This window comes from uncultured Pseudomonas sp. (assembly GCF_943846705.1).
GTDB lineage: Bacteria > Pseudomonadota > Gammaproteobacteria > Pseudomonadales > Pseudomonadaceae > Aquipseudomonas.
This window is the reverse complement of the sequence record NZ_OX044366.1, coordinates 1032266-1056114: the sequence shown is the minus strand read 5'-3', so window position 1 is coordinate 1056114 and position 23849 is coordinate 1032266. Positions and strand designations below refer to the sequence as shown.

The 23849-nt window shown below is 58.9% G+C and carries 22 protein-coding genes; 11 read left to right on the top strand and 11 right to left on the bottom strand.

All coding sequences use genetic code 11. The features are described from left to right. Positions 1–114: 114 nt before the first annotated feature. Together Q0V31_RS05140 and Q0V31_RS05135 are read right to left on the bottom strand one after the other, a co-directional pair. Positions 115–1173, bottom strand: coding sequence for an extracellular solute-binding protein (locus Q0V31_RS05140; RefSeq protein WP_298185199.1), 1059 nt, complete (start codon positions 1171–1173; stop codon positions 115–117). Positions 1174–1319: 146 nt separating this feature from the next. Then, positions 1320–2696 carry a glutamine synthetase family protein gene (locus tag Q0V31_RS05135; RefSeq protein ID WP_298185196.1) on the bottom strand — a complete coding sequence of 459 codons (1377 nt, stop codon included), beginning with the start codon at positions 2694–2696 and terminating at the stop codon, positions 1320–1322. Positions 2697–2972: 276 nt separating this feature from the next. Between Q0V31_RS05135 and Q0V31_RS05130 the strand changes: the two genes are divergently transcribed. The 8 genes from Q0V31_RS05130 to Q0V31_RS05095 all read left to right on the top strand — a co-directional run bounded on the left by Q0V31_RS05130 (position 2973) and on the right by Q0V31_RS05095 (position 12007). Beyond that, a complete protein-coding gene (locus Q0V31_RS05130; protein WP_298185194.1) occupies positions 2973–3725 on the top strand; it encodes a gamma-glutamyl-gamma-aminobutyrate hydrolase family protein in 753 nt (250 codons plus the stop codon). A 43-nt stretch (positions 3726–3768) separates the two neighbouring features. Continuing rightward, a complete protein-coding gene (locus tag Q0V31_RS05125; protein ID WP_298185192.1) occupies positions 3769–5127 on the top strand; it encodes a glutamine synthetase family protein in 1359 nt (452 codons plus the stop codon). A 95-nt stretch (positions 5128–5222) separates the two neighbouring features. Then, a complete protein-coding gene (locus Q0V31_RS05120) occupies positions 5223–6596 on the top strand; it encodes an aspartate aminotransferase family protein (protein WP_298185190.1) in 1374 nt (457 codons plus the stop codon). Positions 6597–6755: 159 nt separating this feature from the next. After that, positions 6756–7853 carry a polyamine ABC transporter substrate-binding protein gene (locus tag Q0V31_RS05115; RefSeq protein ID WP_298185188.1) on the top strand — a complete coding sequence of 366 codons (1098 nt, stop codon included), beginning with the start codon at positions 6756–6758 and terminating at the stop codon, positions 7851–7853. A gap of 66 nt (positions 7854–7919) precedes the next feature. After that, positions 7920–9011, top strand: coding sequence for a polyamine ABC transporter substrate-binding protein (locus tag Q0V31_RS05110; protein WP_298185186.1), 1092 nt, complete (start codon positions 7920–7922; stop codon positions 9009–9011). Positions 9012–9066: 55 nt separating this feature from the next. Beyond that, positions 9067–10209: a polyamine ABC transporter ATP-binding protein gene (gene potA / locus Q0V31_RS05105; RefSeq protein WP_298185184.1), complete on the top strand. Its 1143-nt coding sequence runs from the start codon at positions 9067–9069 to the stop codon at positions 10207–10209. Positions 10210–10235: 26 nt separating this feature from the next. Beyond that, a complete protein-coding gene (locus Q0V31_RS05100; RefSeq protein WP_298190922.1) occupies positions 10236–11117 on the top strand; it encodes an ABC transporter permease subunit in 882 nt (293 codons plus the stop codon). Further along, positions 11114–12007: an ABC transporter permease subunit gene (locus Q0V31_RS05095; protein ID WP_298185181.1), complete on the top strand. Its 894-nt coding sequence runs from the start codon at positions 11114–11116 to the stop codon at positions 12005–12007. The genes Q0V31_RS05100 and Q0V31_RS05095 overlap by 4 nt, the downstream gene beginning before the upstream one ends. A 165-nt stretch (positions 12008–12172) precedes the next feature. Here Q0V31_RS05095 and Q0V31_RS05090 read toward each other — a convergent pair whose 3' ends face one another. The 6 genes from Q0V31_RS05090 to Q0V31_RS05065 all read right to left on the bottom strand — a co-directional run bounded on the left by Q0V31_RS05090 (position 12173) and on the right by Q0V31_RS05065 (position 17826). Further along, positions 12173–12625 carry a DUF302 domain-containing protein gene (locus Q0V31_RS05090; protein ID WP_298185178.1) on the bottom strand — a complete coding sequence of 151 codons (453 nt, stop codon included), beginning with the start codon at positions 12623–12625 and terminating at the stop codon, positions 12173–12175. 70 nt (positions 12626–12695) lie between these two features. Beyond that, positions 12696–13034 (bottom strand): hypothetical protein, encoded by a 339-nt coding sequence (locus Q0V31_RS05085; RefSeq protein WP_298185176.1) that lies wholly within the window; start codon positions 13032–13034, stop codon positions 12696–12698. Between the two features lie 119 nt (positions 13035–13153). Then, positions 13154–13396 carry a DUF6868 family protein gene (locus tag Q0V31_RS05080; RefSeq protein ID WP_298185174.1) on the bottom strand — a complete coding sequence of 81 codons (243 nt, stop codon included), beginning with the start codon at positions 13394–13396 and terminating at the stop codon, positions 13154–13156. Between the two features lie 145 nt (positions 13397–13541). Then, positions 13542–13874, bottom strand: coding sequence for a YegP family protein (locus Q0V31_RS05075; RefSeq protein ID WP_298185172.1), 333 nt, complete (start codon positions 13872–13874; stop codon positions 13542–13544). 246 nt (positions 13875–14120) lie between these two features. Further along, on the bottom strand, positions 14121–15197 hold the full coding sequence (locus Q0V31_RS05070) for a hypothetical protein (protein ID WP_298185169.1): 1077 nt from the start codon (positions 15195–15197) through the stop codon (positions 14121–14123). A 244-nt stretch (positions 15198–15441) separates the two neighbouring features. After that, positions 15442–17826, bottom strand: a complete 2385-nt coding sequence (locus Q0V31_RS05065; RefSeq protein WP_298185166.1) for a penicillin acylase family protein — start codon at positions 17824–17826, stop codon at positions 15442–15444. Between the two features lie 108 nt (positions 17827–17934). Here Q0V31_RS05065 and Q0V31_RS05060 point away from each other — a divergent pair, with 108 nt between their 5' ends. Further along, complete coding sequence (locus Q0V31_RS05060) at positions 17935–18975, top strand: AraC family transcriptional regulator (RefSeq protein WP_298185164.1); 1041 nt, start codon at positions 17935–17937, stop codon at positions 18973–18975. Here the strand turns inward: Q0V31_RS05060 and Q0V31_RS05055 are convergent. Together Q0V31_RS05055 and Q0V31_RS05050 are read right to left on the bottom strand one after the other, a co-directional pair. Further along, the gene (locus Q0V31_RS05055) at positions 18965–20464 is read right to left on the bottom strand and encodes a methyl-accepting chemotaxis protein (protein ID WP_298185161.1); all 1500 of its coding nucleotides are present in this window, start codon (positions 20462–20464) and stop codon (positions 18965–18967) included. The two genes, Q0V31_RS05060 and Q0V31_RS05055, sit on opposite strands and share 11 nt — an antisense overlap. Positions 20465–20697: 233 nt before the next feature. Then, positions 20698–21270, bottom strand: a complete 573-nt coding sequence (locus tag Q0V31_RS05050) for a DUF6436 domain-containing protein (protein WP_298185159.1) — start codon at positions 21268–21270, stop codon at positions 20698–20700. 122 nt (positions 21271–21392) lie between these two features. Here Q0V31_RS05050 and Q0V31_RS05045 point away from each other — a divergent pair, with 122 nt between their 5' ends. After that, a complete protein-coding gene (locus Q0V31_RS05045) occupies positions 21393–22325 on the top strand; it encodes an alpha/beta hydrolase (protein ID WP_298185157.1) in 933 nt (310 codons plus the stop codon). Here the strand turns inward: Q0V31_RS05045 and Q0V31_RS05040 are convergent. Further along, positions 22322–23089 carry a hypothetical protein gene (locus Q0V31_RS05040; RefSeq protein ID WP_298185155.1) on the bottom strand — a complete coding sequence of 256 codons (768 nt, stop codon included), beginning with the start codon at positions 23087–23089 and terminating at the stop codon, positions 22322–22324. The genes Q0V31_RS05045 and Q0V31_RS05040 overlap by 4 nt on opposite strands. 122 nt (positions 23090–23211) lie before the next feature. On the opposite strand from Q0V31_RS05040, the gene Q0V31_RS05035 reads away from it, so the two are divergent. Next, complete coding sequence (locus Q0V31_RS05035) at positions 23212–23844, top strand: 2OG-Fe(II) oxygenase (protein WP_298185152.1); 633 nt, start codon at positions 23212–23214, stop codon at positions 23842–23844. The last annotated feature ends 5 nt before the right edge of the window (positions 23845–23849 follow it).

The window sequence follows — 23849 nt, the reverse complement described above, 5'->3', positions numbered from 1 at the left end:
GGAAAAGCGAAGGCTTGCCCGCTCTGCCCACCCACCCGGTGGCCGTCAGCGCGGGCAGGCCTTCTGTGTTTTTAGCGGATGCTGGGTGTGGCAAACCGAGGGGCGATTGATCACTCAGCTGCCACCACGAAAGCGCGCCCACACGGCGTCGACGGCGGCTCTGTGTTTTTCTGGCGGGGTTTCCAGTGCGTGCAGACGGCGTTTGGTGTCGCGGTTGGGGTAAAGGCCGGGCTGGTTGCGCAAGGCTTCGTCGAGGAACTCCCTGGAATCGGCATTGCCGCTGGGATACAGGGTTTCTGCGGTGATCAGCGCGGCTACTTTGGGTTGCATCAGGTAGTCGATAAAACGATGAGCCAGGTCGGGGCGCTTGGCGGTGCTGGGGATCACCAGGCTGTCGATAAACAGCACCGAGCCTTCATCCGGCACGAGAAAGCGTACTGGCTGGCCGGCATCAGCGGCAGCCAGTGCATCGCCGACCCAGGCCATGGCCACGCAGAGTTTGCCCTGGTTGAGGTCGTCGATATAACGCTCGCTGTCGATATAGCGCAGGTTGGGGCGTAAACCATCCAGGACCCGGCTAGTGCGCTCGATGCGGCTCGGCGCGCTGCGTACCAGGCTGCGACCCTGGTAGTTGAGCAGCACGGTGAGGGTTTCATCGGCAGCGTCGAGCACGCTGACGCCACAGCTGGCCAGGCGTGAGCTCTGTTCGGCGTCGAATAGCAGGCTCCAGCTATCTGGCAGTGGGCCGCCAAACGCGGCTTCGGCTTGCGGTGTGTTGATCGCCAGGCCTACCGCGCCCCACAGGTAGGGCAGCGCATGGCGGTTGGCTGGATCAAGGGCGACCAGGGTGCTGAGCAGTTGCTTGTCGATGTGTTTACGGTTCGGTAGCAGGCTGAAGTCCAGCGGCTGCAGGGTGCCGTTATTGATCAGTGCTGGCAGGGCGTCATGCGACGGCACGGCGATGTCGATGGCTTCGCCGCTGGCCAGTATGGTGTCTAACTCTGAGTCGGTGCTGTAGGTGCGATATTCCACGCGGATGCCGCTCTCGGCCTCGAAGTCCTTAATCACCTGGGGGGCGATGTAGTCGTTCCAGTTGTAGACGCGGATCACCTCCTCGGCGCTGGCCAGCAGCGGCGTCAGGGTAAGCAGCAATACGGCAAACAGGCGAGGCATAGTGATCTCCCGAAGAGGTTGATGTGGCATCAGCAGGAATTCGCGGCGCAACTTGCCCGTCTTCGCCTGAGGGTGCGAATAAAGGTAGGTGGCGCGTTGTACGGAATAAAAAAACGCCGGCTCGAAGGCCGGCGTTGGGTGTTGCATCAAACCGTGTGCAAGTACCAGTTGTACTCAAGGTCGGAGATTGAGTTCTCAAACTCGGCCAGCTCGCTTTCCTTGCAGGCGACGAAGATATCGATGTATTTCGGGTCGATATAGCGCGCCAGAACTTCACTGTCGTCCAACTCGCGCAGGGCATCGCGCAGGTTGTTCGGCAGGCTTTGCTCGTTTTGTTCGTAGGAGTTGCCTTCGATAGGCGCGCTCGGCTCGATCTTGTTGGTCAGGCCGTGGTGAACGCCGGCCAATACCGCTGAAAGCAGCAGGTACGGGTTGGCGTCAGCGCCCGCGACGCGGTGTTCGATGCGCACGGCATCAGCTGAGTCATTTGGCACACGCAGGGCGACGGTACGGTTGTCGATGCCCCAGCTCGGCGAGTTCGGCACGTAGTACTGCGCACCGAAACGACGGTAAGAGTTGACGTTAGGGCAGAGGAAGGCCATCGATGCCGGCATGGTTTCCAGGACGCCGCCAATTGCATGGCGCAAGGCATCGTTCTGCTCGGGGTCTTCGCACGAGAAGATGTTCTTGCCATCTTTGTCGAGAATCGAGATGTGCACATGCAGACCGTTACCCGCTTGGTTCGGGTACGGTTTGGCCATGAAGGTGGTGTCCATTTCATGGTCGTAGGCGATGTTTTTCACCAGGCGCTTGAGCAGCAGCGCGTAGTCGCAGGCCTTGATCGGGTCGGCGACGTGGTGCAGGTTCACTTCGAACTGCGCCGGCGCACTTTCCTTGACGATGGCGTCGGCAGGAATGCCCTGCTCTTTGGCACCTTCAAGAATGTCCTGCAGGCACTCGGCATATTCGTCGAGGTCGTCGATCAGGTACACCTGAGTTGAGTGTGGGCGTTTGCCTGATAACGGTGACAGTGGCGGCTGCGGACGGCCGTTCACGTTAGCCTGGTCAATCAGGTAGAACTCCAGCTCGAAGGCCGCACAGATGGTAAGGCCCAGTTCGTCGAACTTCTCAACCACCTGACGCAACACTTCCCGCGGGTCGGCAAAGAACGGCTCGCCTTCCAGCTCGTGCATGGTCATTAACAGTTGCGCGGTTGGGCGCTTCTGCCAAGGCTCGTAGCACAGGGTGTTGGGGATGGGGTAGCAGACACGATCGGCATCGCCGATATCCAGGCCCAGGCCGGTGCTTTCCACCGTCGAACCGTTGATATCCAGTGCGAATAGAGAAGCCGGGAGATTGATGCCGCGTTCGTAAACCTTGTGCAGGCTCGCGCGCTCGATACGCTTGCCGCGCACCACACCATTCATATCTGCAATTAGAAGGTCGACGAACAAGACCTCTGGGTGTTTCTTAAGGAACGCGTTCGCTTCGTTAAGCTGAACGACACGCGGGGGTACAGACATGATGCAACACCTTTTATGTTAAAAATATCAATCATGCAATTGCACAGGTGTGAGTCAATCTTAAACACCTGATGCTGTCAAGAGAGGCGTGTTTTGCCCCTGATTGGGGCGTTATGAGCATTTTTAGGGCGTCACAGGGCAGTCATGACCTGCTGCGGCCCTTGTTTTTCGGGGTGCTCAGTCGGGTGTGTTCAATTTTTTACATGACTGTTGTGAAAAAAAATGAACAGCGCTAAGCTCGGTTAAAACCTATAACAGCAATAAAACGGGTGTCTCATGTCGCGCCAGCCGATAATCGGCGTTAGTGCCTGTACCAAGCAGATCGGGCACAACATCTACCACACCGCCGGTGACAAATACCTACAGGCGATTGTGCATGTTGCCGGTGGTATGCCTGTGATTATCCCTGCACTGGCTGAGCAAATTGATCAGGCTTACTTGCTGCAGCACCTGGATGGCTTGGTATTCACGGGTTCGCCATCCAACGTCGAGCCCCACCATTATGCAGGCGACGCTAGCGAACCGGGCACTGCCCATGATCCGGCGCGCGACAATACGACAATTCCTCTGATTAAAGCAGCAATTGCCGCCGGCATCCCGGTACTGGGTATTTGTCGCGGCTTTCAAGAGATGAATGTGGCGTTCGGTGGCGCGTTGCACCAGCGTGTGCACGAGATTGATGGGCTGATGGATCACCGCGAACCCGCGGACCTGCCTGCCGAGCAGCAGTATGGTTTACGTCACGCGCTGCACATACAGCCGGGCGGGCTGCTTGCTGGTATCGGCTTACCGAACGAGATTCAAGTCAATTCTATACATGGTCAGGGCGTTCAGCGTCTGGCGCCGGGCCTTCGCGTAGAAGCTCTGGCACCTGACGGGTTGATCGAAGCGTTTTCCGTCAGTGGAGCCAAAAGCTTCGCATTGGGGGTGCAATGGCACCCCGAATGGCAGGTACGATCCAACCCGAATTATCTCGCCATCTTCCAGGCCTTTGGTGAGGCTTGCAGGAAGACGGCGGGGCAACGTTGAGCCAGTTATATATAGGCTGGCTTATATCAACCCTGAGGTCTCTATGAGCACCAAATTAGACCAGCTTTCGAGTTGGCTGAAAGAGCGCAAAATCACCGAAGTTGAATGCATGATCAGCGACCTTACCGGCATCGCCCGCGGTAAGATTTCGCCGACCAATAAGTTCCTCGACGAGAAGGGCATGCGACTCCCTGAGAGTGTGCTGCTGCAGACCGTGACCGGCGACTACGTCGAGGACGACATCTATTACGACCTGCTCGACGAGGCGGACATCGACATGTTCTGCCGCCCCGATGCGGATGCGGCTTTTCTCATCCCTTGGGCGCTTGAGCCGACGGCCATGGTCATCCATGACACCTTCGACAAGCAGGGCAACCCGATCGAACTGTCGCCGCGCAACATTCTCAAGAACATTCTCAAGCTGTATGCCGATAAGGGCTGGAAGCCCATCGTTGCGCCGGAGATGGAGTTCTACCTGACCAAGCGTTGCAGTGACCCGGACTTCCCACTGGAAGCGCCGATGGGCCGCTCCGGGCGTCCGGAAGTGGGTCGTCAGTCATTCTCCATCGATGCCGCCAACGAATTTGACCCGTTGTTTGAAGATGTTTACGACTGGTGCGAAATCCAGGGGCTGGACCTCGATACGCTGATTCACGAAGACGGGCCGGCGCAGATGGAAATCAATTTCCGTCACGGCGAGGCGCTGCATCTGGCCGACCAGATCACCGTATTCAAGCGCACCATGCGTGAAGCCGCGCTCAAGCATGATGTGGCGGCGACCTTTATGGCCAAGCCGATCACTGATCAGCCCGGCAGCGCCATGCATATTCACCAGAGTGTGGTGGACATCAAGACCGGTAAGAGCCTGTTCTCCAACGCCGATGGCAGCATGAGTGAGTTATTCCTCAACCATATCGGCGGCATGCAGAAGTACATCCCTGAGTTGTTGCCGCTGTTTGCGCCGAACGTTAACTCGTTCCGCCGCTTCCTGCCGGATACCTCGGCCCCGGTGAACGTTGAGTGGGGCGAAGAAAACCGCACCGTGGGCCTGCGCGTACCGGAAGCCACGCCGCAGAACCGCCGCGTGGAAAACCGCCTGGCCGGTGCCGATGCCAACCCTTACCTGGTCCTGGCGGCGTCCTTGCTGTGCGGCTACATGGGCATGGTGGAAGGCCTCAAGCCGAGCGCGCCCGTTAAAGGGCGGGGCTACGAGCGCCGTAACCTGCGCTTGCCGATCACCATCGAGCATGCGCTGGAGCGTATGGAGGCCTGCAAGGCTGCCGAGAAGTACCTGGGCGAGAAGTTCATGCGTGGCTATGTCGCGGTTAAGCGCGCCGAGCACGAGAACTACCGGCGGGTGATCAGCTCCTGGGAGCGCGAGTTCCTGCTGCTGTCGGTGTAACAGTCAGGTGCCTGGCGCAGGTGATCCTTGCGCCGGGGGGCCATCAAACATTTTATCGGGCTGTCAGGCACAGCCCGCGTCATCAAGGTGTTGTTATGAACAGTCAAGTGACCAACCCGAAAACCCGCGAATGGCAGGCCATGAGCCGCGAACACCATCTCGCGCCGTTCAGTGATTTCAAGCAGCTGGCGCAAAGCGGGCCACGGATTATTACCCAGGCCGACGGCGTGTACCTGTGGGACAGCGAGGGCAACAAGATCCTCGATGCCATGGCCGGGCTCTGGTGTGTAGCCATTGGCTATGGTCGCAAAGAGCTGGCAGACGCCGCCGCCAAGCAGATGCAAGAGCTGCCCTACTACAACATGTTCTTCCAGACCGCCACGCCACCAGCGCTGGAGCTGGCCAAGGCGATTTCCGAGCTGACGCCGTCAGGTCTGAACCACGTGTTCTTTACCGGTTCCGGCTCGGAAGGCAACGACACCATGCTGCGCATGGTGCGCCATTACTGGGCGGTCAAAGGCCTGCCGAACAAGAAAGTCATCATCAGCCGCATCAACGGTTATCACGGCTCCACCGTGGCCGGTGCCAGCTTGGGCGGCATGAAGGGCATGCACGAGCAAGGTGATTTGCCGATTCCGGGCATCGTGCACATCCCGCAACCGTACTGGTACGGTGAAGGCGGCGACATGAGCCCGGAGGAGTTCGGTATCTGGGCGGCCGACCAGCTGGAGCAGAAGATTCTCGAAGTCGGCGAAGACAATGTCGCAGCCTTTATTGCCGAGCCGATCCAGGGCGCGGGCGGTGTGATCATCCCGCCAGACAGCTACTGGCCGCGCATCCGCGAAATCCTCGCCAAGTACGACATCTTGTTTATCGCCGATGAAGTGATCTGCGGTTTCGGTCGTACCGGCGAATGGTTCGGCAGCGACTATTACGGCAACACCCCACACATGATGACCATCGCCAAGGGCCTGACAAGCGGCTACATCCCCATGGGCGGGCTGGTTGTGCGTGACGACATCGTCGATGTGCTCAACCAGGGGGGCGACTTCAACCACGGCTTCACCTATTCGGGGCACCCGGTGGCTGCTGCTGTCGCCCTGGAAAACCTGCGCATCCTGCGTGAAGAAAAGATTGTTGAGCGTGTTAAAGCAGAAACGGCACCGTATTTGCAAAAACGCTTACGTGAGCTGGCTGATCACCCGCTGGTGGGTGAAGTGCGCGGTGTTGGCATGTTGGGTGCCATTGAGTTGGTGCAGGACAAAGCCAGCCGCAAGCGTTTCGCGGGTGATGTGGGGGTGGGCATGATCTGCCGCGGTCACTGCTTTAATAACGGACTGATCATGCGCGCCGTAGGCGACACCCTGATCATTTCGCCGCCGCTGGTAATCAGCCATGCGGAGATCGACGAATTGCTAGAGAAGGCGCGTAAGTGCCTTGATCTGACCGCCGCAGAGGTGTTGGTTTAAGGTTATATATTCCTTGTTTTTCAGGCGTTTACGTCTGAATGTTGAAACACTGGAGTGACCTTGCCAGACTGCGCCAATGCGTGTGTCAGGCTCACCGGAAGGTGCTGCAGAGGGCTGCGCACTTTCTGGAAAACGACTACAACAACAGGAGCTGTACGCATGAAAATATTCGGCAAAACCCTTCTCGCGTTGTCCCTTGCTGGGGCTGTGGTGAGTGCCGCTCAGGCGGATGACAAAGTTCTGCACATCTACAACTGGTCCGACTACATCGCAGAAGACACCATCGACAACTTCCAGAAAGAAACCGGCATCAAGGTCGTCTACGACGTCTTTGACAGCAACGAAACCCTGGAAGCCAAGCTGCTGGCCGGCAGCTCGGGCTACGACATTGTCGTGCCATCCAACCCTTTCCTGGCTAAGCAGATCAAGGCCGGGGTATTCCAGAAGCTGGACAAGTCCAAGCTGACGAACTGGGAAAATCTCGACAAGAGCCTGCTCAAAGCGCTGGAGCCGAGTGACCCGGGTAACCAGTATTCGGTTCCCTACATGTGGGGCACCATCGGTATTGGCTACAACGCCGACAAGGTAAAAGAAGCGCTGGGCGAGAATGCCCCGGTCAACGCCTGGGACCTGGTGTTCAAGCCGGAAAACATGGCCAAGCTGAAAGGCTGCGGCGTGACCTTCCTGGATTCGCCGACTGAAATCCTCCCGGCTGCGCTCAGCTACCTGGGCTTTGCACCGGACAGCACCAACAACGCTGAGTTGAAGAAAGCCGAAGCGCTGTTCCTCACCATCCGTCCTTATGTGCGCTACTTCCACAGCTCCAAGTACATTGGCGACCTGGCCAACGGCAACATCTGCGTAGCCATCGGTTATTCGGGGGACGTGTATCAGTCCAAGGCCCGTGCTGAAGACGCCAAAAACGGCGTGAAAATCGGCTACAACATCCCTAAAGGTGGCGCTGGTAGCTTCTTTGACATGCTGGCCATCCCGGCTGATGCGAAGAATGCTGAAGAGGCCCATGTGTTCCTCAACTACCTGATGCAGCCAGAAGTCATGGCCAACATCACCAACTTCGTCCAGTTCCCTAATGGCAACGCCGCCGCTACGCCGCTGGTGGATGAGGTGTTGCGCAACGACCCGGGCATCTACCCGGACGCCGAGACCATGGCCAAGATCTACACCTTCCCGGATCTGCCATCCAAGGTGCAGCGCACCATGACTCGCAGCTGGACCAAGATCAAATCAGGTCAGTAATGCCATAGCCCTACGGTATGCGGTGGGTTCGCCCACCGCACTGCCTACAAAAATAAGGACATCACTATGCGTCGTACTCCTCTTTTGGCCGGTCTGTTGGCCGCCGCCGTCAGCGTCTCCGCCGTGCAAGCCGCCGAGCCTGTGGTCAAGGTCTACAACTGGTCTGACTATATTGGCGAAACCACCCTGGCTGACTTCCAGAAAGCTACGGGTATCAAGGCCCTGTACGACGTCTTTGATAGCAACGAAACCCTGGAAGGCAAACTACTGGCGGGCCGTTCCGGCTACGACGTCGTGGTGCCGTCCAACCATTTCCTCGGCAAGCAGATCAAGGCGGGCGCATTCCAGAAGCTCGACCGCAGCCAGCTGCCGAACTGGGAAAACCTTGACCCGCTGCTGCTCAAGCAGCTGCAAGTCAATGATCCCGGTAATCAGTACTCGGTGCCCTATCTGTGGGGTACCAACGGTATCGGCTACAACGTAGCCAAGATCAAAGAAGTGCTGGGTGTCGACAAGATCGATTCGTGGGCCATGGTCTACGAGCCTGAGAATATGAAGAAGCTCGCCAGCTGTGGCGTCAGCTTCCTCGACTCGGCCGACGAGATGCTCCCCAGCATGCTCAACTACATGGGCCTCGACCCGAATACCCGCAGCACTGAAGACTTCGCCCAGGCTGAAGCCAAGCTGCTGGCCGTGCGTCCTTACGTGCGTTACTTCCACAGCTCCAAATACATCGGTGATCTGGCCAACGGCAATATCTGTGTAGCCGTCGGCTTCTCCGGTGACATTCTGCAAGCGGCCGACCGTGCTGAAGATGCCGGCAAGGGCATCGAGATTGCCTACAGCATCCCGAAAGAAGGCGCCAACCTGTGGTTCGACATGATGGCCATTCCGGCCGATGCCGGTAACCCGAAAGAGGCGCACGCCTTTATCAACTATTTGCTCGACCCGGCTGCGATTGCCGGGGTCAGTGATTACGTCGGCTACGCCAACCCGAATATCAAGGCGGGTGAACTGATGGATCAGGATGTGCGCAATGACGAGGCGGTGTACCCACCGCAGGATGTGCTCGACAAGCTGTATATCTCGGCGGAACTGCCGGTGAAAGTACAACGATTGATGACACGTAGCTGGACCAAGATTAAGTCCGGCCAATAAATATAAAAAAGCCCAGCCAGTCTGGCTGGGCGCTACTGTTGCGGGAGTGTTGGGAATGGCAGTTGCTTCCAGTGCCTATAAGAAAGTGCTTGAAGGCGATCAACAACCAAAAGAGGTGTTGGTCAAGATCGAGCGAGTGTCGAAGAAGTTTGATGAGGTTGTGGCCGTTGATGACGTCACGCTGACCATCAACAAAGGTGAGATTTTTGCCCTGTTGGGGGGGTCCGGTTCAGGCAAGTCGACCTTGCTGCGCATGCTCGCCGGTTTCGAGCGGCCCACCGAAGGGCGGATCTTCCTCGATGGCGAAGACATCACCGATCTGCCGCCTTACGAGCGGCCGATCAACATGATGTTCCAGTCCTACGCGCTGTTTCCGCACATGAGCGTGGCCGAGAACATTGCCTTCGGCCTCAAGCAGGACAAGATGCCCAAGGCGGAAATCACTGCCCGCGTCGACGAAATGCTCAAGCTGGTGCACATGACCCAGTACGCCAAGCGCAAGCCGCATCAGCTCTCTGGTGGTCAGCGCCAGCGTGTGGCCTTGGCCCGCTCGCTGGCCAAGCGGCCGAAACTGCTGCTGCTCGACGAGCCGATGGGCGCGTTGGACAAGAAGCTGCGTTCACAGATGCAGCTAGAGCTGGTCGAGATCATCGAGCGCGTCGGCGTAACCTGCGTGATGGTGACCCACGATCAGGAAGAGGCCATGACCATGGCCCAGCGTATCGCCATCATGCACCTCGGCTGGATCGCCCAGATCGGCAGCCCGGTCGACATCTATGAAACCCCGACCAGCCGCCTGGTCTGCGAATTTATCGGTAACGTCAACCTGTTCGACGGCCAGGTGGTGGTCGATAAAGAAGATCACGCACTGATCGACAGCCCCGACCTTGAGCGCAACATCTACGTCGGCCACGGGGTTAATACCTCGGTGCAGGACAAGAGCATCACCTACGCCATTCGCCCGGAAAAACTGCTGTTTACCACCGAGCAGCCCAGCTGTGAGTACAACTGGTCGCGCGGCACCGTGCACGACATCGCCTACCTAGGCGGTCACTCGGTGTTCTACGTACAGCTGCCGAGCGGCAAGATCGTCCAGTCATTTGTCGCCAACGCCGAACGGCGCGGCGCACGACCTACCTGGGACGACGAAGTGTACGTCTGGTGGGAGGACGACAGCGGGGTGACATTACGCACATGAATATCAGCCGAAGCATTAGCCGCCGTATGCCCAAGGGCCGGCACCTGGTAATCGGGGTGCCCTTCCTCTGGCTGTTCCTATTCTTCCTGCTGCCCTTCATCATCGTGATGAAGATCAGCTTTGCCGAAGCCGACGTTGCCATCCCGCCCTACACCGAGGTGTTCAGCTGGGTGGACAACACCTTCACCCTGATCGTTAACCTGAGTAACTACATTTTCCTCAGTGAAGATGCGCTGTACCTGGCGGCTTACCTGGGGTCATTGAAAATAGCCGCCGTCAGTACGCTGCTTTGCCTGCTGATTGGCTTCCCCATGGCCTATGCCATCGCTCGGGCCGACAAGGCCAAGCAGATGGTGCTGTTGCTGCTGATCATGATGCCGACCTGGACGGCCATCCTGATCCGCGTGTATGCCTGGATGGGCATTCTCAGCAACAACGGCCTGCTCAACAGCTTCCTCATGTGGCTGGGGGTGATCAGCGATCCGTTGCAGATCCTCAACACCAACCTGGCGGTGTACATCGGTATCGTTTACTCGTACCTGCCGTTTATGGTGCTGCCGCTGTTCGCCAACCTGGTCAAGCATGACCAGAGCCTGCTCGAGGCCGCTGCGGACCTGGGCTCGAGCACCTACAACAGCTTCTGGAAAATCACCGTGCCGCTGGCCAAAGGCGGGATCATCACCGGCTGCATGTTGGTGTTTATCCCGGTGGTGGGTGAGTTCGTGATTCCTGAGCTGCTCGGTGGCCCGGAAACCCTGATGATCGGCAAGGTGCTCTGGCAAGAGTTCTTCAACAACCGCGACTGGCCGGTAGCTTCCGCCTTGGCCGTGGTCATGCTGGCGATCCTGATCATTCCGATCATTCTGTTTAACCGTCACCAAGCTAAAGAAATGGAGGGCCGGCCATGAAGCGTTTCAGTTTCTCCAACTTTATGTTGTGGGCGGGCTTTGCCTTTATCTACCTGCCGATGTTGATCCTGGTGATCTACTCGTTCAACGGCTCGCGGCTGGTGACGGTCTGGGGCGGTTGGTCGATCAAGTGGTACGTCGGCCTGCTCGACAACACCCAGCTGATGAACTCGGTGATGCGCTCGCTGGAAATCGCCTGCTACACCGCGATTGCCGCCGTAGCGCTCGGCACCATGGCCGCCTTCGTGCTGACCCGCGTCACGCGCTTCAAAGGCCGCACGCTGTTCGGTGGCCTGGTCACCGCACCGTTGGTCATGCCCGAGGTGATCACCGGTCTGTCGCTGCTGTTGCTGTTTGTGGCGATGGCCCAGCTGATCGGCTGGCCGGCTGAGCGCGGCATCATGACCATCTGGATCGCCCACACCACCTTCTGTTCGGCCTATGTGGCCGTGGTGGTGTCGTCGCGCTTGCGCGAGTTGGACCTGTCCATCGAAGAAGCGGCCATGGACCTCGGTGCCAAGCCGTGGAAGGTGTTCTTCCTGATCACCATCCCGATGATCGCCCCTTCGCTGGCGGCCGGCGCGATGATGTCCTTCGCCCTGTCGCTGGACGATCTGGTACTGGCCAGCTTCGTCTCCGGGCCGGGTTCGACCACCTTGCCGATGGAAGTCTTCTCCGCCGTGCGTCTGGGCGTGAAGCCGGAAATCAACGCGGTCGCCAGCCTGATCCTGTTGTCGGTGTCCTTCGCCACCTTCCTGGTGTGGTTCTTCGCCCACCGCGCCGAAGAAAAGCGCAAGAAGGCCCTGCAGGAAGCGATGGATGAAACCACTGGTGTCCTCCAGCAGGACGGTCCCGATAACCGTCGTGACCCCTCGCAAGTGCATGCCTGATCGCACCCTGCGGTAATGCACAAGGGCCACGTATGTGGCCCTTGTGCATTCTGCTTCGCCTGTTCGGCAGCGGCTAACGTCGTCTGCCAGCGGCTGCTCGGGCTAACCATTTCAGCGAGCGCTCAGCTGTATTGCCCGCATAAACGACCCGCGAAGTGCGCCCTGTTAAGGGGCTACAGCCGCTGCGGCGAAGCCAGCCAAGGCTTTTTGCAGCGTCTGTGTTACGGGGCAATCGGCTAGTGCATGGCGCTGCGCCAAAAACTCGGGGTCGTTGTAGCCCAGCCATACCTGCGCTGAGGCGTCTTCCCAGACCAGAGCCTTCAGTGGCAGGTCAATACCCACCGATTGTGCGCACTGCATAAAGGCGGTGCCGCCCTGCGGATTACCAAACAACAGAACCTCGGTGGGCCGCAGCGTCTTGCCGACCTTGGCTGCCCCGGCGGCATGGTCAATGCGCGCGAAGACGTGCAAACCCTTGGCCTTAACGATGGCCTCGAACTTGTCCATGGTCGCTTTCGCGGCATGGGGGCTCTTGAGCGCAATCAGGCCGTCAGCCGCTTGTGCATGGCTAAACAACGCAAACAGGGCGAGGGTGGCAAGGAGCTTGATGGTTTTCATGGGGTTTCCTTGAGCGCGTGAACATCGAGTGAAGGCCGTGTGCCACAGGCGGTCTTTGGGTCTGTATGGGCTATTGATCCAGATGAAATTTATGCAACAGCCGATGCAGGATGGGGGCTATCACGATAGTGCTGGTGGCAATGTAGACATAGCCAGAGAAAATCCCGAAAAGACTGGTGAACAGCTTTCCAGCCGTAGACTCTGGAATAACCGACAAACCCAGCCCACTGGTTAAGGTAATCGACGCCACCAGCGCCGCATCCAGCGCCATGTCGTCAAAATAAACATGCCCGGCGATGCCCAGCATTAACGTCAGCACGACCAGTGTAAAGGCGACCAGCACATGCAGGCCAACCCGCCGCCGGAAGGCTTTTTTGTCGATTAAAAGGCTGCTTTTACTTTCGTACATGTTCCCTCCCTGATAACTGACATACCCCATAACTCGTAGGTTATGAGGTGAGCGTTACTGTGTAGAGCCTAACCGGCGGCTTGCATCACCCACCACCGCTATTACTTACCGTAAAAGGATTAAGCGATAATTTTTAACGCGATATAAGGCGCGAGGTTAAATACAAGAAAGATGACTTTGTAAAAAGCCAGGTACTGAAAATATAAATATGGCAGCTGGTTTTTAGTTACACCCATAAGGCGACTATGCATAGCTGAAATAGGCCCTCGGCCAAGCATCAGTATGAGTGAGGTGATGCCGAACACAGCGATGTTGATAAAAGTACACCAACCGAAAAACGCAGTGAGTTGAGCGAGTGACATGGCAGGGGCCTCCAGTGCTGGCGTGCGAGCGGTGCCTGGAGTTTAGGTCAAGCGCCGGGCTTTGGCCCGTGCCGGAGAGCGGCGGTAAAGCCGGACACTGCAGAGCAGGCGCCGCAGTGTCCGGCAGGGCATAAGCGCCGATGGCTTATGTCAGGTCTTTGATTGTTTCCGACGTACCGTTATTTTTTACGGACTCAATGCCCTTATCACGAGACGCCGCAGTCGCATACATTTGGCTGGAGCCAATAATCTGATGGTTAGCCGCCTTTAAATTAAAGTACGCCTTATGGTTTGCCGACTCTTTTCTATCGTAACGCTCATCGGCCTGACAGTTCTTTTGCACCGAGGCAATACCGTTCTCGGCGCTTGCTCTCGACTTATACAGCTCGCTTGTGAGGATGGTCTCCGCATTGCCCGCTTTAAGCACAAAGCGGAACTGCCCGTCACTGCTATTCGTCAATTCATACCAACCAGCCATAGACATCTCCTTGTTTAGATTGCTGATGTGCGTGATGAGTGTAGTCGAAAGAATAAGGCTGGGCGGCGGATAGCAATCATGATCTTCGTGATCGATTGAGCCCTGGCCACCACTGCGCGAACTACAGAGTGGCCAGGGCGGTAAAGCCAAAAATAGGCCGGATATACGAATGCAACCGCTGACGACAAGTGCAAAAACAAAGCTTTGCTCACTACTTGTGGCGAGAGTTCATATACACTTATTAGGCTAATGGTTAGCCATTACTTTATTAATGAATGCGTGAAATTTATATTTAAGATTTCGTTTTTTGAGTGATGTGAGATTTTCACTTGGATACGCACCGGTTGTGATCATACGGAGTAAATCTCTGTCGTTTGGTAGTCGATAGCCAGACGAAACGCAGTGTGAGTTTAGCCAGTGCTCAGTTTCTTTAACAAAGATACTTAGTTGGTCACATTTGTAGCGGGCATCAACATGTTTCCACCACAGCATAATCGAAGATGCTAATCGCCGTTGAATGTCGTCCAGATAGTCTTGGCTAGTTGGGGCGATACTTGCCACAATGTGCTCTACGATCTTGTGGGTATAGAAAAGTAAATATGGAAGCCGACTATATAGATAGTTCCACTGTGTGATTTTTTGGCTCCAGCCAGAAAAAATAAAATTAATATTTAGTTGCTCAGTACGAATCGCTTTGTGCTCAGTAAATAAATGCATGGCGTGATTGCACACGCCGTCAAAACTATCGCCGCTGCTTTTGTCATATCTGAGCTGTGCTATATATTCGGCATCTAACCGAGATGATTCGCCAATAATACCGAGAACATTGTTAATGCGCGTGGCATGACCTGAAACCCCGCCTGCATTTTGCGACCTAAGCTTCAGCGGATCTGCCGCTAATGTTTCTGAGAAATTTAATTCATCGAGCACTATTGATTCAAGTAAATAAAGACTTTCCTGTAGTGGCTTTCGTATGAGCATAAAAGAGATCCCTAGTTTGGCTTTTCTGGAGTTTTCTAGGCACTCAAATACACAATGCATCATGTCTGATAGAACTGCGGGCAATATCGTGGTCTTTAATATATTTGCTCGATCATTTAGACGATTTTCTTTTTCGAGCCATGAAAAAATATCATCGGCGTCTACAAGAGATTTATGTTCTTCATCGCTCTTTAATTCAACTCTCGTGGTAAAAAAATTTCCTTCTTCACCTGATACTAAGATTTGCACCATTACATCATGTATGGAAAAGCACAAATCATGAGCATTATCAAAGGTGCTTGGCAGGAATCTTCCTTTTTTGTTTTTTGATGCGGAAGTCAATAGAGCACCTTTGTAAGGGGAACCTAACTATTAATTAGGCGACACGTGTGTCGCGGTCTGTCGCGAAGCGTGTCGCATAAGCTTCCTTGCTGTCAGCTAAGCCCTAGTCTCGCTTGAATGCGGTCGGGATAAACGCGATATGCAGGACGCAAGCCTAAGCGGCTGGATCAAGTGCACCAGCCAATTTGTGTACGAAGCTATGCCATCCGCATTGAGGCTGTCTACGCCGAGTGGGTAAAGCGCTTTAGTCCGCGCGTGGTTGCAGTACTAACTGGCTGCGGCTATTGGCTTTAATCGCCTCAGCATCCAGGTGCATCGGCACGTACTCACCGCGCATATAGCCTTCGGCCTGGTCCTGGTAATGCGCGTCGAACAGCACGCCACTTTGCCCGACCGGGTTTATGCCCAAGGCCGTGCTGGCGTCGGCCAGATCAATCAAGCGGCGGGTCGAGGGGCCGTAGACTACGGACCAAGGCGCGGGGCCGATGGGTTGCGAGAGGTTGTTCGGCGTTTCATGGCCGCCCGGTGCGGCGAACGGGCCGACGTTGAACAGCTTATCCAGCGGCTGCTGCTGGCCCAGCGGGTGGTTGTGGGTAAGGGTGTGGACGTTGCGCCAGGCCCACTTGGCTGAGTCATTACCCAGGGAGCTGCGCAGGTGAGCGAGGCTGGCTTGCCAGGCGGCTTTGACCGTATCCGCGCGGCTTTCCACGGCGTCGCTGCCGCGCTTGTCCCACCACGGCGAGTGGGCATCGGCGACCAGGCGCGGCAGGGCGCTGTCGAGTACCCGGGTTTGCAGCAGGTTGTTGAAGAAGGCTTCGCTCAGTTCATCGGCCATGGCTGCGCGGGTTAACTGGTAAACCAGTTGGTTGAATAGCGTGGCGGCCGTGCTGTCGAGGCTGTGCTGGCCATCCCAGCTGAGCAGTTGCTCGACCAGCGCTTGCTCTTCGGCATCGCCAGCGGCGGCGCGTAGGTCGGCAGCCAGCGGGGCGAGCAGGCGCTGCGGGTAGCCGGTGCCGGGTTCCAGTTGCAGCGCCTGGCTGTTGTTCAGGTCCCACTTCACGCTGCTGTCGCTAAGGCGCTGATTCAGGCGTTGGCCACGGTCGGGCAGGTTGTAGTAGCCGGGGATGGCCATACCGGTGGGCGATACGGGCTGGTAGTTGGCCGAGACGATATAGCCACGCGCCGGGTTCTCTTCCTGCGGGTTGGCGCTGAAGGGGTAGTAACCGTCTTTGTCGGCTTCGCCGCTGGCACCGTCGAGGATAAAGCTTGGGTTGACCCCGGCCGGGCGGCGCGGCAGTTTCGCCGCCGCCCACCAGCCGATATCGCCAGTGGCATTGGCCCAGACAATGTTCAGGCCCGGCGCTTCGATGTTTGCCACGGCGCTGCGCGCTGCTTCCAGGCTGTTGGCGCGGTTGAGTTGGTAGAAGCCGTCGAGAATCGGGTTGTCGGTTTCGAGGAACGCCCACCACATGGCAATCGGTGTGCTACCGGCGGTTTCGCCCAAGGCGCTGTTGATGATCGGGCCGTGCGGCGAGCGGCGAATGGTCAGGCTGACGGGGTCGGCATCCTTAACCTTGATCTGCTCTTCGCGGCTGTGCAGTTCGACCCACTGGCCGCGATACCAGACCTGACTGGGGTTGTCCGGGTTGGTCTTTTCGGCGATCAGGTCGAGGTCGTCATTCTGGAACATGGTGATGCTCCAGGCGAACTCGCGGTTATGCCCCAGCGAGGCGACCGGGTTGAGCGCCTGGTGGTGGCCATACAGGCTGAAACCGGGGTAGCTGAGGTTGGCTTCGTACCACACCGACGGTACGGCGAAGCGGATATGCGGGTCGCCGGCCAGCAGCGGTTTGCCGCTGGCGGTGCGGCTGCCGGCAACGGCCCAGGCGTTGCTGCCTTCGAATTGCGGCAGGCCGGCATCTTCCAGGGCGGCCAGGCTGAGCTTGGCGATGGCGTTGAGGTCTTGCCAGTCGCCGGCGGCGAGGTTCTGCCCAACCACGCCCTGCGGGTGCCAGTCGAGGTCGAAGACCTTGAGGTAGTCCGCGCCCAGTTGGTCGCGGATATGCGTCAGCACTGGCTCGGTGCGGAAGGCGGCGGCGAAGCTGTAGGCCATATAACCGGCGACGCTGAGGGTGTCGGCAGCGGTGAAGGGGCGCTTTTTGATGCCCAGCACGTCGAACTCAAGCGGGGCCGGATGGTTGGCCTGGTAGTGGTTGATGCCGTCCAGGTAGGCCAGCAGTGCTTTGCTCGCCGGGGTGCTCATGTCCAGTTTTGCCGCGTAACGGTCGGCATGTTCGCGGATGCCCAGGGTGCGGAACAGGCGGTCGGTGTCGAGCAGCTTGCTGCCGAGAACCTCGGCCAACTCGCCACGCGCCAAGCGGCGCAGAATTTCCATCTGAAACAACCGGTCCTGGGCGTGCACATAGCCGAGGGCGCGGTACATATCGGCTTCATTTTGCGCCTGAATATGCGGTACGCCGCGCTCGTCGTAATCCACTGTGACTGCGGCCTGCAGGGCGCTCAATTGCAGCTCGCCAGTACGTTGCGGCTGCTTGCTGTCGATGTACCAGTAAGCGCCGCCAGCAGTGGCGGCAACTATCACGGCCAGGGCAGTCAGGGTGCGTTTCATTGGGTCTTCCTTGTTAGCGGTTTGCGCGCATTGTGCGGGCTGGCTGCGGTGCAGGCATTGACCGAATACAGCAAGAGTGAAAGTCTTTGGTCAATTAACGGGAGTTGTATGGCCACCGATCCGCATAACAGCATCGCCAGCATCGCCAGCATGCTGACCCATTCTTCGACCCTGCGCCGTTTGCTCTATGAGGCGCTGGCGGCGTTGCACCTGGACCCCACCGATACCTACCGGCAGGCCTATCAGGGCGTGGTACTCGCGCCGCCGCTGCTCAACGCGCGTGAAGACCACGACAACGCGCCGCGCTTTTGGCAGGCGCTGGCGGGTATCAGCGGCGATGTGGATATCGGCCTGCACCTGGCGGAAACCATGCAGCCGCGGCCGATGGATGTGGTCGGCTATCTGCTGTTGGCCAGTCGGGATCTGGGCCAGGCGCTGGAGAGTTTTCTGCGCTTTCAGCACATCCTTTCCGGCGGCTTTGCCGCACGTCTGGAGCTGGAGGGTGAGCAGGCGCGGCTGATTTTTGACCTGAATTACCGTGGCGTCGGTTCGCTGCGTCAGCAGATGGAGTGCCTGGCCCTGCTGCTGCAGAAGATGCTCGCGAGCATCAACAACGACGGCAGTTTTCAGCTGTCCGGGGTGGAGTTCCGTCACCCTGCGCCGCGCCGCCTGAGTGAGCATCGACGTTTGTTTGGCCTGCTGCCGCGCTTTGCCCAGGCCCATGATGCGCTGATCTTTCCGCGTGCCTGGCTTGGCCGGCCGTCGCGCAGCGCTAACCCACGGTTGTTCGCGGTGCTGTGGGCGCAGGCCGAAGTGGAGCTGGCCGAGCTGCAGGAAAACCAGCTGCTCAACCGCGTGCGTTACTGGCTGGAGGTCAACCTAGGGGTGCAGTTGTGTGACCTGCCGAACTGCGCCAAAGCCCTGGGTTTCAGCGTAGGCGCATTGCAGCGGGCGCTGGCCGAACAGCAGCAGAGCTTTCGCCAATTGCACGATGAAGTGCGCCGTCTGCGCGCGCAAAGCCTGCTGGAGCAAGGCTTGGCGATCCGCGAAGTGGCCCGCGCCTGCGGCTTTGCCGAGTTGTCGCCGTTCTACCGCGCCTTCCGCCGCTGGCGGGGCGACACGCCGCAGGGTTATCGCACTAGCGGCTGACGCGAAAGCGCCGGCTCAAATTGCTCAGGCGTGCGGCTAGCTGGTTGAGTTGCTGGCCGTCGTTATTCAGCTGCTGGGCATCGCCGAGGGTTTGTTCCGCCACCTGCTGCACGCTGTGCAGATGCTGGCTGACTTCCGCACTGGTGGCGGCTTGCTCGTGGGTGGCGGCGGCAATCAGCTCGTTCATCTGGGTGATGGCGCTGATGTCATGGGCTACCGCGCCGAGCAGTTCAGCAGTGGCTTGGCTGTCCTGCACGCAACTGCGTACGCTCTCGCGGCTTGCCTGCATGGCGCTGGCCGCCTGGCGACTGCCTTGTTGCAGGCCGCTGATGATCTGCTGGATTTCCGCGGTGGACAGCGCGGTTTTCTGCGCCAGGTTGCGCACCTCGTCCGCTACCACGGCAAAGCCACGGCCATGCTCGCCCGCGCGAGCGGCTTCAATCGCCGCGTTAAGGGCGAGCAAGTTGGTTTGCTCAGCAATTGAGCGGATCACTTCCAGCACTTTGCCGATTTGCTCGGACTGGGTGGCCAGCGCTTGCACCTCGCTTTCCGTCACGTCGATTTGTGTGGCCAGCCTGCCGATTTCGCTGCGTATATGGTTGACCGAGCGGCTGCCCTCGGCGGCCTGCTGGTTGGCGGTTTGTGCGGCGGTGGCGGCACCATCGGCGTGCCCGGCCACCTCATCAATCGCCGTGCTCATCTGCAGCATGGCCGAGCTCATGTAGATGATTTCACCTTGCTGCTGATCAGCCCCGGTGCGCAGGTGGCCGGTGGCCTGCAGCAGGCTGTCACCCATCTGTTGCAGGCCTTGGGTGTCCTTGATTACTTCACCGACCAGCTCATCGAGGATGTCGAGGAAATGGTTGAAACCCTGGCTGACTTTGCCCTGCGCGGTGCTGCGGTAGCTGAGGTCGATTTGCTCATCGTTTTCCGTGAGTTTTTCGGCGGCCTGCATCAGCGCGGCACCTTCGACGGCTTCCGCGTGAGTCTGCAGGGCCAGGTAGATCAGAATCGCGCTTTCCACCACGACGTACAGCGCATGCAGAAAGATCAGCGGCCAGCTGCCATTCTTCACCACCAAGACCTCGACACCCTGCGCTTGCAGGGCGAAGAAGCTCAGGTGGTGCACGGCAATCACCACGGCGGCGACCACGATTGGCAACCAGTCGCGGTAATACACCAGAAAGGCCAGGAGCACGAAGATGCCGAAATGCATTTCTAGCATGCCGCCTGACTGGTTGATGTGCAGCGCCGACATCACCATAAAGGCTGCGCCCATCACGCAGCGCAGTAACCGTTGGCCGCTGATCAGCTGGTTGAGCACGCTGACCACCACGGCCGTACCGCCACCGACCAGCAGCGCCTGGCCCCAGGTGCCATGCCAGGCCGCGAGGCCGAGTGAGTAGACAAACATCAACCAGAGCACACCCAGCATGATGCGATCCGCTTTGCGGTAGTGCTGTTGCAGGGGGGAAAGGCGAGTAGGCATGGCGGGGGACCCGAAAGGTTGCGTTGCAGTCACGGTGAGTGTGGCAACCATCCTTGGCGAGTCGCTCATGTTGAGCGTTAAGTTGTACATGCTATTGCATTTGTATAATTCTAGTCGAGGGTTGTTGGGCCGAGATTAGCCCGTCGGAGCCCGCGGCAGGTGTTGTATCGGCATGCCGAATCTAGACATGAGGTCGCTTCTGCGTGTACTCACGCAGCACTGGCCTGCAGCCGTCAGTCGTTCTGCCAGTCGCAGAAGCAGCCCACCGCCAAGGTGTTGCTGGCGTTTACTGGGCGACCTGCGATCAGGGCATCGAGAATCGGCTCGATAAAACTGTTGCTGGAGGTGCAGGTGGCGCCTTCGCTGTAGGGGCCGAAGTAGGCCAGTTGGCCTGTGCGGTCCCAGACGGCCACCGCCGGGCTGGCCGGAATTTGCCCGCTGCCGGGCAGTGCCGCGAGCGGTTGCAGGGCGCTCAGGGTGCTCGGCAGCTGGCCCGTGCTGCCGGGCTTCTGCACGGCATAAAAGCTCACGCCTTGCGGGGCAAAACGTTCGGTCAAATCGGCCAAGTGCTGCTGGTTGCCGATATTGCACGGGCAGGCCGGATCCCAGAAATGCACCAGACGAATCGGTCCCGGGCCGGCCAGCTCGTCAGGCAGGCGCAGTTGCTCCCCGTAGAACAGCGCGGTCTGCTCGCTGAAACTGCGCAGGTAGCGCGCCTCATACCACCAGTAAGCGGCGAGCATGGCGGCGCCCCAAAGCAAAATCAGCAGGCTGGCGAGCAGGGTGTTGCGCGAGGGTCGGGTCATGGGCAGTCTTCACTTAACAGGCGCGCAGCTTGCCATGGCTGGCGTGACAGCTGAATATCCGCCCCCTGATAAAGCCGGCCCGGATGGCCTGCGAATATTCTCCTGTGATCGATGGAAGCCCCATGCCTGAGCCGTTTCAGCCGCAAAACCTGATTGCCAGTCTGCGACCCTTGGCCGCAGCCGGTGCGCTGTCGCCGGCTGAGCAGGCGTACCGACAGTTTTATGGGTTTAGCGATGCGCTGGCCGCACGCAGCCGCATGGGCTGGTTGCAGACGGGTGGTTATCAGATTGCCACGCAGCTTTGGTGGCCAGAGCAGCCGCGCGCCACCTTAGTGTTGCAGCACGGTTATTACGATCACGTTGGCTTGTACCGGCATGTGATCGAGTGGGCGCTGGGTCAGGGCTTTGCCGTGCTGGCCTGCGATCTGCCGGGGCATGGTCTGTCCAGCGGCGCACGTGCCAGCATCGGTGATTTTGCTGAGTACCAGACGGTGTTGCGTGCGCTGCTGGGCGAAGCCGCTGAGCTGGATTTACCAACGCCCTGGCACCTGTGTGGGCAGAGCACCGGCGGGGCGATCCTGATCGACTATCTGCTGACCGCTGAGCCTGTCGCGCAGGTTGGCGAAACCATTCTCCTGGCCCCGCTGGTGCGGCCACGGGCGTGGGGCTGGTCGCAACTCAGCTACCGGGTGATGCGCCACTTCGTCAGCGAGATTCCACGGCGCTTCAGCGTCAACTCCAGCGATGCGGCCTTTATCGAGTTCGTCCAGCACCACGACCCGCTGCAGCCGCGCAACCTGCCAACTGCCTGGATTGCTGCGCTGAGCCGCTGGGTGCCGCACATCGAGGCCGCGCCGCGCAGCACGCGCAGCCCGCTGATCATTCAGGGTGAGGCGGATATGACCGTGGACTGGCGGCACAACCTCAAGGTGCTGCAAGACAAGTTCGCTGCGCCGCAGATTCTGCGTTTGCCCGAGGCCGGGCATCACCTGGCCAATGAAGCGCCGGCCTTGCGCCAGCGCTATTTTGACTGGCTCAGCCAGCGCCTGGGTTAGATCCCGCGGGGTGCCGGGGCCAGGTTGGCGGTGCTCTGGCCAACCGCCAGACCGCCGCGGATAGCACTCAGCGCTGCTTGGTAGTAGGCCTTGCCGACGTCGGACTGAGCAAAGCTGACAAATTCCTCCAGCTCGGCATCACTCAACTCACGGTAAACGTGCAGCAGGGTGTTATCCAGGTCCGCACCGATCTGCTCCATCAGGCGCTGGCGCTGACCATTGAGCAAGGCTTGCGCGCTGCCGCCACCGAGCAGGCCGGGGAGCATCTGGCTGAGGCTGTCAGCGGCCACGCCGGCGAGCGCCAGGCTGACTTCGGCACCGGCTTCCTTGGCCGGCAGGGCCTGGGCCAGGTGGCGAATCAGCAAGCGACGGGTGGCACTGGCCTCAGTGCGCGGCAGGCCGTCGGCATAACGCGCCAGTTGGTCGCTGCGGGTGGCGAGCAGTTCGGCATCGACAATCTTGCGGCCCAGCGCTGACTGGAAAAACTGCAAGGCGCTGGCCGGTTGGCTGAGGCTGTTACGCAGGCCCTGTTGCGCGCGCTGGTCGACGGCGGCGGCGGCAAAGCGCTGGTTGCTGTTGTTCACCAGCGCCTGGTGTACCGCCGGCGGCAGGCTGCTGCGGTAGCGCTCCTGGGCGGCTTGCAGGGCATCGCTGAAGTGCATGCGCTGCTGCGGCCAGCCTGCCGCCTGATACAGCTGCAGGTAGTCATCGGCCAGGGCGGGCAGGCTCAGCAGCAGGGTTAGAACAACGGCAAGGGCGCGCATAGTGACTCCATTCTTGGGGCGGCTATTTTCGGTGTGCATTAAGAGCTTGTCGAGGTCAGTCGGCGGGCTGCTAGAATCGCAAACCTATATTTAGGTAGGTACTCATTCCTTCGGGGCGATCATTGAACACCTGCTCATCTAACGACCTCAGCGCCCGTGTGGCGTGCATTATCGATGACCTGGCCGAACGCGGCTGGTCACTGCAAACACACTTCATTGTCCCCACTCTGACCCTTGAACTGGCCGAAGAGTGCCGTAAGCGAGCAGCCGCTGGTTTATTGGTGCAGGCCGGTGTCGGCCGCAGTGCCCTGGCGGTTATCAACGAGGGGCTGCGTGGTGACCATATCCAATGGCTGGAGCCCGGGCAGAGCGCCGCCTGCGATCAGTACCTGGCGGTTATGGACGAGTTGCGTGGAGCCTTGAATCAGGCGCTGTATCTGGGGCTGGAGGATTTCGAAAGCCACTTTGCCCTGTATCCGCCTGGCGCCTATTACAAGCGCCACCTGGATCGTTTTCGTGATGATGACCGGCGCGCGGTCTCCGTGGTGTTTTACCTCAATGAGGCGTGGCAGGCCGAGCAGGGCGGCGCGCTGCGCCTGCACTTAGCCGATGGTAGCCAGCACGACGTATTGCCCCAGGCGGGCAGCTTGCTGGTGTTTCTCTCGGCGGACATGCCCCATGAAGTGCTGCCGGCCACCCGTGAGCGCCTGTCGCTCACGGGCTGGCTGCGCCGCCGTGGAACTGGGCTGCTTTAGCCTGC

Bases quoted from the DNA above. Each gene is read 5' to 3' on its own strand.
- Q0V31_RS05140 (WP_298185199.1), bottom strand. From the start codon at position 1,173: ATGCCTCGCCTGTTTGCCGTATTGCTGCTTACCCTGACGCCGCTGCTG.
- Q0V31_RS05135 (WP_298185196.1), bottom strand. From the start codon at position 2,696: ATGTCTGTACCCCCGCGTGTCGTTCAGCTTAACGAAGCGAACGCGTTC.
- Q0V31_RS05130 (WP_298185194.1), top strand. From the start codon at position 2,973: ATGTCGCGCCAGCCGATAATCGGCGTTAGTGCCTGTACCAAGCAGATC.
- Q0V31_RS05125 (WP_298185192.1), top strand. From the start codon at position 3,769: ATGAGCACCAAATTAGACCAGCTTTCGAGTTGGCTGAAAGAGCGCAAA.
- Q0V31_RS05120 (WP_298185190.1), top strand. From the start codon at position 5,223: ATGAACAGTCAAGTGACCAACCCGAAAACCCGCGAATGGCAGGCCATG.
- Q0V31_RS05115 (WP_298185188.1), top strand. From the start codon at position 6,756: ATGAAAATATTCGGCAAAACCCTTCTCGCGTTGTCCCTTGCTGGGGCT.
- Q0V31_RS05110 (WP_298185186.1), top strand. From the start codon at position 7,920: ATGCGTCGTACTCCTCTTTTGGCCGGTCTGTTGGCCGCCGCCGTCAGC.
- potA (WP_298185184.1), top strand. From the start codon at position 9,067: ATGGCAGTTGCTTCCAGTGCCTATAAGAAAGTGCTTGAAGGCGATCAA.
- Q0V31_RS05100 (WP_298190922.1), top strand. From the start codon at position 10,236: ATGCCCAAGGGCCGGCACCTGGTAATCGGGGTGCCCTTCCTCTGGCTG.
- Q0V31_RS05095 (WP_298185181.1), top strand. From the start codon at position 11,114: ATGAAGCGTTTCAGTTTCTCCAACTTTATGTTGTGGGCGGGCTTTGCC.
- Q0V31_RS05090 (WP_298185178.1), bottom strand. From the start codon at position 12,625: ATGAAAACCATCAAGCTCCTTGCCACCCTCGCCCTGTTTGCGTTGTTT.
- Q0V31_RS05085 (WP_298185176.1), bottom strand. From the start codon at position 13,034: ATGTACGAAAGTAAAAGCAGCCTTTTAATCGACAAAAAAGCCTTCCGG.
- Q0V31_RS05080 (WP_298185174.1), bottom strand. From the start codon at position 13,396: ATGTCACTCGCTCAACTCACTGCGTTTTTCGGTTGGTGTACTTTTATC.
- Q0V31_RS05075 (WP_298185172.1), bottom strand. From the start codon at position 13,874: ATGGCTGGTTGGTATGAATTGACGAATAGCAGTGACGGGCAGTTCCGC.
- Q0V31_RS05065 (WP_298185166.1), bottom strand. From the start codon at position 17,826: ATGAAACGCACCCTGACTGCCCTGGCCGTGATAGTTGCCGCCACTGCT.
- Q0V31_RS05060 (WP_298185164.1), top strand. From the start codon at position 17,935: ATGGCCACCGATCCGCATAACAGCATCGCCAGCATCGCCAGCATGCTG.
- Q0V31_RS05055 (WP_298185161.1), bottom strand. From the start codon at position 20,464: ATGCCTACTCGCCTTTCCCCCCTGCAACAGCACTACCGCAAAGCGGAT.
- Q0V31_RS05050 (WP_298185159.1), bottom strand. From the start codon at position 21,270: ATGACCCGACCCTCGCGCAACACCCTGCTCGCCAGCCTGCTGATTTTG.
- Q0V31_RS05045 (WP_298185157.1), top strand. From the start codon at position 21,393: ATGCCTGAGCCGTTTCAGCCGCAAAACCTGATTGCCAGTCTGCGACCC.
- Q0V31_RS05040 (WP_298185155.1), bottom strand. From the start codon at position 23,089: ATGCGCGCCCTTGCCGTTGTTCTAACCCTGCTGCTGAGCCTGCCCGCC.